This is a genomic window from Protofrankia sp. CiP1_Cm_nod3 (assembly GCF_982290655.1).
Genome location: NZ_CEVIVD010000185.1, coordinates 1 through 3,701 on the forward strand (window position 1 = coordinate 1; position 3,701 = coordinate 3,701).

Genomic DNA, 3,701 nt, shown 5'->3' on the forward strand with positions numbered 1-3,701 from the left:
GCCCCCGACAGCCCCACCCGCAGCCGGTCGAACCGCTCCTCCGACCGCTCGAACGCACCCGCCGGCACCACCTCCGGCGAACCCCCATACCCTGACACCCAGGCTCCTTGCTCGCGACACGTTCAGGACTCGACACCCGCGAACACAGCGACAAGGAGCCCTTTCGCGATCAACCCACGGCCAGCAGTCCGGGATCATCCAGTCAACGACCTCACTCAGGAAGATCTACACCCTTCTGTGTTCGTTTAGTTACGTAGATGGGTACACCGGGGAGCGACTCGCTCGAAAGGGAAGCGAAGGAAGGGGCTCTCATGGTCATGTACCGTCCGGGAACGATGCCGCACCGGCCGTTGCACTGCATCGTCCCACCCGACCTGCTGGCTCGGATCGTCCGCGAGGGCGAGACCGAGGAAGAGCGGGCGGCAGCGCTACGCACCCTGCAGTTGGACCACTCGTTCCGGCTGGCCCGCGCCGAGACGGCCGCCCGTTCCGGGGGGCGGGAGGCCCGCCCGACCACGTTCGGCCGGCAGGGCGGCCGGCCACAGCGCACCATCTACGACCAGCATCATCAGGAAATCCAGACGCCGGGTACCCCGGTACGGAGCGAAGGACAACCGGCGACCGGTGACCCGGCGGTCGACGAAGCGTACGACGGCTTCGGCGCGACGTACGACTTCTACTGGCGGATCTTCGACCGCGACTCCATCGACGGCCAGGGGCAGCCGCTGCTCGGCGGAGTCCATTATGGGGAAAACTACGCCAACGCCATCTGGGATGCCGGCCGCATGTTCTTCGGTGACGGGGACGGCCAGCAGCTCACCCGCACGACGGCGGGGCTCGACGTGATCGCCCACGAACTCACCCACGGGGTCACCCAGCACGAGGCAAACCTGGTCTACAGTGGTCAGTCCGGCGCGCTCAACGAGTCCATCTCCGATGTCATGGGTAGTCTGGTCAAGCAGTACCGGTTGAGCCAGAAGGCCTCCGATGCCGACTGGCTGATCGGCACGGACATTGTCGGCCCCGCGTTCGGGCCGGCACTGCGGTCGCTGAAGGCACCCGGTACCGCCAACCGGCACGACGACCAGCCAGCCGACATGAACCATTATGTCCACACGGCCTCGGGCGACGGCGGCGTGCACACCAACTCCGGCATCCCGAACCGGGCCTTCTACATCGTCGCCGATACCCTCGGCGGTTTCGCCTGGGAAGCGCCGGGCGCCATCTGGTATGCCACGCTGCGGGACCCCGAGCTCGCCCATCCCTCTCCCGAGTTCCGTACGTTCGCTCGGATCACCCTCCGTCAGGCACAGCAGATATACGGTCCGACCAGCGACGAAGCCCAGGCGGTACGGGACGGCTGGGACGCGGTGAAGGTTCCGCTGAACTAACAACACGGGGGTCCGCGACCCGACCTGGCCTGACAGGGGCTCTCACCCGGGGCATCATCGAAGGGTGCGTGTGGAGTTCGAACGTAGCGGCGGCTTCGCCGGTCTGGTTCTGCATGCTGTCCTCGACACCAGCGAACTCGACCCGGAGCAGGCCGGGCAGGCCGAAGCCGCGCTGGACACCCTCGGCTGGGATCAGCCGGCAAGGCCCCCCCAGGGGGCCGACCTCTACCAGTACCGGTTCACCGTGACCGACGCCGCCGGCCGGCGGCGCTCAGCGGTCCTCAACGAGCTGCAGGTACCTGCCGCGCTGCGTCCGCTGGTACGAGAACTCGTCGCCCGAGGCCGGCTCCCGTCCTGACAAGGGACTGCTCGCCCTTACCCCGGCGGGTGAGGGTGTGGCCGAGCCGGGTGAGGATGCCCTCGTCGCGCCAGGCGGCGTAGGAGGGAGACGCGGTGGCGTGCGCCGGGAAGCCATGGGGCAGGTATCGCCAGGGAACACCAGTGCGGTTGATTTTCCGTGGGCTCATGACGGAGGTTTCTCCCTGGCCGGGGCGGCGGTAAACCAGCGGGCCGGGAACTGCCTCACCCTGGCAGGAGAGGGGCTTTCACCGCATCGGTAAACCAGACAGACAGCCGGCCGCATCTCCGCCCTTGACGACCCTCGCGCTCAAGACCATGGAGTGCACGAATCCGCCTTTACCACGCGAAAGCCGTAAAAGCTACGGCCGGCATAAACGATTCATCCCACCGAAACCACGTAAATATCCACTCAGGGGGTGTTTCGTTGTGAGGAAACGCGGTTTCGGCAATAGCAAGATCGCTTCCTGTTGATCCTTGTCGGTCTTCTTCGGCAGCGAGCCGCCCTGCGATGCGATATGTGGACGCAATCTGGGAATAATCGTGCGGAGACCTCTGCAGAGGAGCCGAATAGTCGGATAGGTATCTAAGGAGTGCATGCGACATGTCGCGTTTTGCTGATATCTCCATATACAACGCGTCTTTCGACGCCGACGTCTACAAGGACGCCGGACACGAGCTAATCGTCATCAAGGCGACGGAAGGGGCCACGTATACCAATGAGCGGTGGGAGGGGTGGGTTAAGGACGCTCGCCACACCGGGCTACGCGTCGGCCACTACCATTTCGCCACCACATGGGACGCTGCGGACCAGGCGGCACATTTTCTGAACGTGGTGAACCGAAACTACCACCCTGACGACATCCTTATCCTCGACCTGGAACAGGCCGCGATCCCGGCGCGTCGACGTGGCGACCTCGCCCGCGACTTCCTCGGCAAGATAGACCATATGCCCGGCGAGAAATGGCTGTACTCCGGCAAATTTTTCCTCCAGGAGGGGAGAGTATCCTACTTCGGGGTACCGCTGTGGCTGCCCTCGTATACCAATACGTGGCGGGACAGTATGCTCCCCCACGGGTGGGACAAAGAGACGCTGGTGGCGTGGCAGTTCACGGCCACGGCCACGGTGCCAGGCGTCGGGAAGGCCGCCGGAGGCGTGGACTACAGCGAGTGGTACCCGACCACGCCGCAGCCCGGCAATCGTTTCGCCGGATACCCGACCCTCCACCGGGGCGACCAGGACTCGCACCGCACCGGCACCTTCCCTGACCGGGGAGCTCCCGTGCAGACCCTCCAGAACGCCTTGAATATCGTGTTGGGATGGGAGGGGGGCCACCCGTCCAGGCTGGCCCCGGACGGCGATTTCGGGCCGGCGACGCATGAGGGCGTGGTGCACTACCAGGGACAGCGTGGGCTGACGGCCGACGGGGTGGTCGGCACCCGGACCTGGTCCCGCCTGGACTCCGATCTCGACACGATCGGACGGTGATCACGACGGAAGGATAAATAAATCCGTTTCATCCGTATTGGGTATCCTCGCCTGCATCCGTCTGAGATGGGGGCCGCGTCTCCGACTGGAACCAATGGCGCAGGGTTCACATACATCCTCACTGTCTGTTGTGTTCGCTGGGCTCTTGATCAGGTAAGGCGGACGGATGCGTCGACGCCCTGCCCGTTCGCTGATCCCCGCCTCGGAGTTCACGGGTTCCGGCCCCCACCGGCAGTGATCGTGCTGTCGGTCCGCTGGTACCTCCGCTACGCGCTGTCGTACCGGGACGTCGAGGAACTCCTGGCCGAACGCGGCCTGGTCGTCGATCACGTGACCGTCTACCGGTGGATACAGCGGTTCACCCCGCTGCTGATCGACACCGCCCGCATTGGGCAACGGAGTCGTAACGCGGGGGAGGACGTCAAGGCGAGGCGCTCGAGGGCTACGACGAGGTTGTTCCTGGC

Annotated in this window: 3 protein-coding genes and 2 pseudogenes; 4 read left to right on the forward strand and 1 reads right to left on the reverse strand. The window is 65.3% G+C overall.

The genetic code is table 11. The annotated features are described in order from the left end of the window. Positions 1–311: 311 nt before the first annotated feature. Together AC5LUJ_RS22000 and AC5LUJ_RS22005 are read left to right on the forward strand one after the other, a co-directional pair. On the forward strand, positions 312–1,391 hold the full coding sequence (locus AC5LUJ_RS22000) for a M4 family metallopeptidase (protein ID WP_250290619.1): 1,080 nt from the start codon (positions 312–314) through the stop codon (positions 1,389–1,391). A gap of 70 nt (positions 1,392–1,461) precedes the next feature. Beyond that, positions 1,462–1,749, forward strand: a complete 288-nt coding sequence (locus AC5LUJ_RS22005; RefSeq protein ID WP_493465649.1) for a protealysin inhibitor emfourin — start codon at positions 1,462–1,464, stop codon at positions 1,747–1,749. A gap of 28 nt (positions 1,750–1,777) precedes the next feature. Here the strand turns inward: AC5LUJ_RS22005 and AC5LUJ_RS22010 are convergent. Further along, positions 1,778–1,903 (reverse strand): annotated as a pseudogene (locus AC5LUJ_RS22010) (IS5/IS1182 family transposase); the annotation flags it as partial. A 449-nt stretch (positions 1,904–2,352) separates the two neighbouring features. Here AC5LUJ_RS22010 and AC5LUJ_RS22015 point away from each other — a divergent pair. Further along, a complete protein-coding gene (locus AC5LUJ_RS22015; RefSeq protein WP_250283535.1) occupies positions 2,353–3,237 on the forward strand; it encodes a GH25 family lysozyme in 885 nt (294 codons plus the stop codon). 234 nt (positions 3,238–3,471) lie between these two features. Beyond that, a pseudogene (locus AC5LUJ_RS22020) lies at positions 3,472–3,701 on the forward strand (hypothetical protein); the annotation flags it as partial.